Origin of the sequence: Vibrio sp. 10N.239.312.C11, assembly GCF_041466065.1 — a bacterium.
Lineage (GTDB): Bacteria > Pseudomonadota > Gammaproteobacteria > Enterobacterales > Vibrionaceae > Vibrio > Vibrio tasmaniensis_A.
In genome coordinates this window covers 143,245-149,630 of the sequence record NZ_JBFSRZ010000004.1, presented here as the reverse complement: position 1 = coordinate 149,630, position 6,386 = coordinate 143,245, and the positions used below count along the sequence as shown (strand labels likewise).

At 43.0% G+C, this 6,386-nt stretch carries 8 protein-coding genes; all 8 read right to left on the bottom strand.

Features of this window, described 5'->3' with window-relative positions:
- Window positions 1-202: 202 nt before the first annotated feature.
- A complete protein-coding gene (fusA, locus tag AB6D07_RS03465; protein WP_012604915.1) occupies window positions 203-2,299 on the bottom strand; it encodes an elongation factor G in 2,097 nt (698 codons plus the stop codon).
- 166 nt (window positions 2,300-2,465) lie between these two features.
- Entirely contained in the window at window positions 2,466-2,936 is a 471-nt protein-coding gene (gene rpsG, locus AB6D07_RS03460) for a 30S ribosomal protein S7 (protein WP_012604916.1), read from the bottom strand.
- A 103-nt stretch (window positions 2,937-3,039) separates the two neighbouring features.
- Window positions 3,040-3,414, bottom strand: a complete 375-nt coding sequence (gene rpsL, locus AB6D07_RS03455) for a 30S ribosomal protein S12 (RefSeq protein WP_012604917.1) — start codon at window positions 3,412-3,414, stop codon at window positions 3,040-3,042.
- Window positions 3,415-3,595: 181 nt separating this feature from the next.
- Window positions 3,596-3,871, bottom strand: a complete 276-nt coding sequence (tusB, locus tag AB6D07_RS03450) for a sulfurtransferase complex subunit TusB (RefSeq protein ID WP_017103598.1) — start codon at window positions 3,869-3,871, stop codon at window positions 3,596-3,598.
- Between the two features lie 8 nt (window positions 3,872-3,879).
- On the bottom strand, window positions 3,880-4,236 hold the full coding sequence (gene tusC / locus AB6D07_RS03445) for a sulfurtransferase complex subunit TusC (protein WP_017103599.1): 357 nt from the start codon (window positions 4,234-4,236) through the stop codon (window positions 3,880-3,882).
- Window positions 4,233-4,622, bottom strand: coding sequence for a sulfurtransferase complex subunit TusD (gene tusD, locus AB6D07_RS03440; RefSeq protein ID WP_017103600.1), 390 nt, complete (start codon window positions 4,620-4,622; stop codon window positions 4,233-4,235). The genes tusC and tusD overlap by 4 nt, the downstream gene beginning before the upstream one ends.
- Entirely contained in the window at window positions 4,616-5,341 is a 726-nt protein-coding gene (locus AB6D07_RS03435; RefSeq protein ID WP_012604921.1) for a transcriptional regulator, read from the bottom strand. The genes tusD and AB6D07_RS03435 overlap by 7 nt, the downstream gene beginning before the upstream one ends.
- A 205-nt stretch (window positions 5,342-5,546) precedes the next feature.
- Window positions 5,547-6,323: an FKBP-type peptidyl-prolyl cis-trans isomerase gene (fkpA, locus tag AB6D07_RS03430; protein WP_029223026.1), complete on the bottom strand. Its 777-nt coding sequence runs from the start codon at window positions 6,321-6,323 to the stop codon at window positions 5,547-5,549.
- Window positions 6,324-6,386: the final 63 nt, after the last annotated feature.

The window sequence follows — 6,386 nt, the reverse complement described above, 5'->3', positions numbered from 1 at the left end:
CCGATAGTACCAACGTTTACGTGCGGTTTCGTACGTTCAAATTTTTCTTTAGACACAATCGTGTTCCTTCCTAGTTATGATTCGCCACGTTCATTATTGAGCGAGACGCGCCAGAAATTGCTATTTTATGCGCCAACTCTCGTTAGCGCAATATTTGGACGCATTGTTCTTTCAAAAAATGAAAAAAATGCGTCCCTTTTGTTTAACCACGCTCTGCAATGATTGCATTAGCAACATTTTTTGGCACTTCAGCGTACTCACTAAACTCCATAGAGTAAGAAGCACGACCTTGTGTCGCAGAACGTAAATCAGTTGCGTAACCGAACATGACAGACAACGGAACTTGTGCACGAATTATCTTCAGGCCAGCTGTCCCCTCGTCCATACCTTCGATGATGCCGCGACGACGGTTAATATCGCCAACAACGTCACCCATCCAGTCTTCTGGAGTAGTTACTTCAACTTTCATCATAGGCTCAAGCAAAACTGGTTGCGCTTCTAGTGCACCCGTTCTGAAAGCCATAGAGGCAGCGATTGTAAACGCCATCTCACTTGAATCTACTTCATGGTAAGAACCATCATATAGTGTAGCTTTGATATCCAAAACTGGATAGCCCGCTAATACACCATTGTTCATTTGCTCTTCAACGCCTTTAGCGACAGAGGTAATGAACTCTTTTGGTACGATACCATTGGCAATTTCATCTACGAAGACAAAGCCTTCACCGGCTTCTGATGGTTCCAGTTTCAGCCACACGTGACCGTACTGTCCTTTACCACCATGTTCGCGGATAAATTTACCTTCAGCTTTCGCTGTACCACGAATGGTTTCACGATAAGCGACTTGCGGATTACCAACGTTGCAGTTCACACTGAATTCACGCTTCATGCGGTCAACGATGATATCTAAGTGCAGTTCACCCATACCAGAGATTAGTGTCTGGCCAGTCTCGTCATCCGTTTCAACACGGAACGATGGATCTTCTGCCGCTAGCTTACCTAACGCGATAGTCATTTTATCTTGATCAGCTTGAGAGCGAGGCTCTACAACGATCTGAATAACTGGATCTGGGAATTCCATACGTTCAAGAACAATTTTATGGTTCTGATCACATAGAGTTTCACCAGTAGTAACATCTTTAAGGCCGATAATGGCTGCGATGTCACCTGCTCGTACTTCTTTTACTTCTTCACGCTTGTTTGAGTGCATTTGAACAATGCGCCCTAAACGTTCACGTTGTTTCTTCACAGAGTTGTAAGCTGTTTTACCGCTTTCAACAACACCAGAGTAAACACGGATGAAAGTTAAAGTACCAACAAATGGGTCTGTTGCAATTTTAAATGCTAGCGCTGAGAACGGTTCTTTGTCGTCTGCATGACGCTCTGCTTCGTTCTCGTCTTCATCGATACCTTTAATTGCAGGTACATCGACAGGAGAAGGAAGGAAGTCAACAACTGCATCTAGAACAGCTTGTACACCTTTGTTTTTGAATGCACTACCACATGTAGCAAGTACGATTTCATTATTAAGGGTACGAGTACGAAGACCTTGTTTGATTTCAGCTTCTGTTAGTTCACCTTCTTCAAGGTACTTATCCATCAGCTCTTCATTTGCTTCTGCAGCAGCTTCAACAAGTTCTGTACGATATTCTTCAGCCATTTCTTGCATGTCTGCAGGAATATCTTCGTACGTGAAAGTCATGCCTTGGTCAGCTTCGTTCCAGTTAATCGCCTTCATCTTGATAAGATCGACAACGCCTTGGAAGTTTTCTTCAGCACCAATGTTCAGTTGAATTGGAACAGGAGTTGCGCCTAGGCGATCCTTGATCTGTTCAACTACACGCAAGAAGTCTGCGCCTGTACGGTCCATTTTATTAACGAAAACCATACGTGGAACTTGGTACTTATCAGCTTGACGCCATACAGTCTCTGACTGAGGTTCAACACCAGATGAGCCACAGAACACAACAACTGCACCATCAAGCACACGCAGAGAACGTTCTACTTCGATTGTGAAGTCAACGTGCCCCGGAGTGTCGATGATATTAATACGGTGGTCAGAGTACTGAGCTTCCATACCACGCCAAAACGTAGTAGTTGCTGCTGAAGTGATCGTAATACCGCGCTCTTGCTCTTGCTCCATCCAATCCATGGTTGCTGCACCATCGTGAACTTCGCCGATTTTGTGAGAAAGACCGGTATAGAACAGAATACGTTCACTTGTGGTTGTTTTACCTGCATCTACGTGAGCAACGATACCGATATTACGGTATTGCTCAATAGGAGTTTTACGAGCCACGGTTGAATCCTCTTATTAGAGACTTAGGGACTATTGCTATGTCTAGATTATGCGTTAAAAGCGATACTTCGCTAAAAAGTGCTTGCCCTAGAAATAGCAATAGTTCCTAGCATAAGCATAGGAACTAAAGAAGTGCTGCAAGGAAACTTGCAGCACTAAAAAGGTATTACCAGCGGTAATGTGCGAACGCTTTGTTTGCGTCAGCCATACGGTGAACGTCTTCACGTTTCTTAACCGAAGTACCTTTGTTCTCAGACGCGTCTAACATTTCAGCAGCTAGGCGTTGAGCCATAGATTTTTCACCACGCTTACGCGCAGCTTCAACTACCCAACGCATAGCAAGAGCGTTACGGCGAACCGGACGAACTTCTACAGGTACTTGGTAAGTTGAACCACCCACACGGCGAGATTTAACTTCTACCGCTGGACGAACATTTTCAAGAGCTTCTTCAAATACAGCTAAGTGATCTTTACCAGATTTCTCAGCCATAACTTCTAGTGCAGTGTAAACAATCTTCTCTGCAGTAGATTTTTTTCCGTCAACCATAAGGATGTTAACGAATTTTGCCAGCAGCTCAGATTTGAACTTAGGATCTGGAAGGATCTTACGCTGGCCTATTACGCGACGACGTGGCATGGAATTTCTCCGTTGTCTTCTTCAGGTTTTTTCCAAAACTTTTCAGAATAATAAATAAATAGTGTTTGGCCTTACTTAACGCTTTCTTTTAAAAAAAGACGCATTAAGACTTAGGACGTTTCACACCATACTTAGAACGACCTTTCTTACGGTCGTTAACGCCTGCACAGTCAAGTGCACCGCGAACAGTGTGGTAACGCACACCTGGTAAATCTTTAACACGACCACCACGGATAAGAACAACACTGTGTTCTTGAAGGTTATGACCTTCGCCGCCGATGTATGAAGTAACTTCAAAGCCGTTAGTTAGACGAACACGACATACTTTACGTAGTGCTGAGTTCGGTTTTTTTGGAGTAGTAGTATATACGCGAGTACATACACCACGTTTTTGTGGGCACGCTTCTAGTGCAGGCACGTTGCTTTTAACAACCTGCTTTACACGAGGAGTACGTACCAACTGGTTAATAGTTGCCATTAACTAGCTCCTGATTTACTTGAAAGTAAGCTTGATGAAAAATCTAGCCCTATTACACATAGTGTAAATAGGGACGCAAAATTCTATTCAGCAGTGGGATGTGTGTCAAGAAATATACAGATCTTTTTTAGCCGTCTAGAGCTCAGGATGGTCTTTTTTTAACCACACTGATAAAATGCAGCTACCAAGTGACTGATTTGTCGTTCAAAACAGTCAGTTTTACGAATCCATCGAAGTCCACTTGTTCCAGAGTGCTTGAAGCAAGTTGTTGTAAACCTCGACTATAAAGATCTGTTTTTAATACCGACACATGTTTAACGGTTGAGATTTGATTGAATAACTCATGATTTGGAAGGCAAACATACACCGCATCTTCAACCAAAAGGATATGGTCCTTTTGTTGCGAGTACATCAATGCAAGCTTGAGTTTGTCTACTGATTTTACAATATGAAGCATAACGTTCCCTAGAAAGTCAGTATTTTTTTGCTCTGAGCTAACTTCTGCGTCAACTCATTCATTTCTAGCGCAGTCACATCGATCAGTAAGTTATCAGTCGAGAGACCAAACTGATTGAGGCTATGTTGACACACGTAAACCTGCTCGATGTCGTAGAGGTCCATAAGCTTGAATGCAGAAATATAGTCACGTGATAAGGATTCATCAGGCTGTTGCGCTTTGAGAAGCTGTGTAACGCCATCACCGACAAAGAATACGCTAATGTCTTCACTGTAAGCTGAAGCCGCTAACAATGCGTCTAGCCCTTCCCTACCCGCAGCCGTTGTATGAGGAAAGCTGTTAAATATAAATGCTAATGTGCTCAAAACTGGACAACCCTATCTTGCGTCAGAAGTGCTTCAGATAAACTCCCTAAGCCAGCTTGGGTAAACCCTGTCGCCAAGTTAGATGCACTTAATTGATGTTGCGCCGCTTCTTCAGTGCTGATAACTCCACGCCTTAGCGCAGCAGCAACACATGTCTCTAGGCTAACATTGTGCTCGTCCGCCAGTTTTTGCCAAGCGGCAGCTAAATCAAATTCATCATTAGCAGGCACAGTAATACCAGAGCCATTACTGACGCCGTCTTGATAGAAGAACACACTGTGAAGTTTGTGGCCCTGTTTCAATAGAGCCACAGCAAACTGATAAGCACTTCTTGCGGATTGTGAGCCGTAAACGGGTCCATTAACTAAGAGTGTATAGCTTAACAACCCTCTTCATCCTCTGTTTTACGTTGACGGATGTACAAGTACACTGTGTGCTTAGAGATATTCAATCGCTCAGCAACGCGGTTAATCGCGTCTTTGATGTCGAAAATACCTTTGTCGTATAGCTCCATCACGATTTGGCGATTTTTGGTGTTGTTCGATACAGATTTATCTGCATTGATTTCTTCAATCGTGCGTTCAACCGTTTGGTCGACAAGTTCTTCAACGTCACTAGCAAAGTTAACAGATGACGCAGCTTCATCCGCGTCTTGCGTAGGCATGAAAGATTGCAGCACTTGTGAGAATGGCGCATCTAAGTTCACGTTAATACACAGTAAGCCAATCACTCGGTCTTCACCATTGCGGATAGCAACCGTGATCGACTTCATTAGTACTCCGCCTTTAGCGCGAGTAAAATATGAACGAGAGAAGTTACGCTTAGAACCTTCAATATCTTTCAACATTTTCAATGCAAGATCTGTGATTGGCGAACCAACCTGACGACCGGTATTTTCACCATTAGCAATTTTAATCGCAGATGTATTGAGGTCTTCTAAAGAGTGTAAAACGATTTCACAAAACGGACCGATCAGACTCGCAATACCATCAACTACGGCCTCATAAGATCTTAAGATAATTTTATCGTGTTCACTGAATGGCATGACATGGACTGATTCCATTTCGAGTAACATGTCCGCATTGACTGTTTCTGTAGTAGTCACTTATTCCTTACCTTCGTGTGAAAAATCAACAAATTTATGTAAGTTTATCAGAAAATTTTAATTGCACACCTAGCTAACATTGCAACTAGTGATTTAGAACAAGTTTAAAAATCAAATACTCATATTCAAGTCATAAAAAAAGCCTAACTTAAAGTTAGGCTTTTTATTCAATCAACGTATTTTAGTACGAGGCTTTTAAGCGATATTATTGTGCAGAAGCTGCTTCAGCGTTATCGATGTTTAGTAGTTCTACTTCGAATACTAGCGTTGAGTTAGCTGGGATAGTCGGTGTATCTTGCTCACCGTATGCTAGCTCTGGCGGGATAACGAACTTGTACTTAGAACCCACTTGCATCAGTTGTACACCTTCAGTCCAACCTGGGATTACGCGGTTTAGTGGGAATGTTGCTGGTTCGCCACGATCGTAAGAGCTGTCGAACTGAGTACCGTCTGTTAGCGTACCTTTGTAGTGTACTTGAACCGTATCAGTGTCTTTTGGAGAAGCGCCTTCACCAGCCGTCATTACTTGGTAAAGTAGACCAGATTCAGTTTGCTTAACGCCTTCAGTTTTAGCGAACTCAGCGCGGAAGTCATCACCCGCTTTCTTCACTTCTGCAGACTTTTCTGCCGCTTGTGCTTGCATCGTTTCAGCAACACGCTTGTCTAGAGCTTCAAGAGCTGCACGAGTCTCTTCTTCGTTAAGTGCCGTCTTCTCTGCGAATACGTCTTCGATACCTTGAAGAACCATCGCTTTGTCTAGGTTAATACCTAGCTCGCTTGGCTTATCAATGCTTGTGCTTAAGTAGTTAGCGAAAGATACACCGATTGCGTATGCCGCTTTGTCATCTTCTGTTTTAAAGTTTACTGCTGCAACTTTAACTTCTTCTACCTGTGGAGCTTCTGCCTTTGGTTCTTCTTTCTGACAACCAACTGCTAGCATAACCGTTGCGGCAAGCAGTGATACTTTTAAAACTGATTTCATTGAATTCTCCAATTAATGGCCAAGCCATTGGTTATTGTGCACAAATCTAATGATTAGATTGGT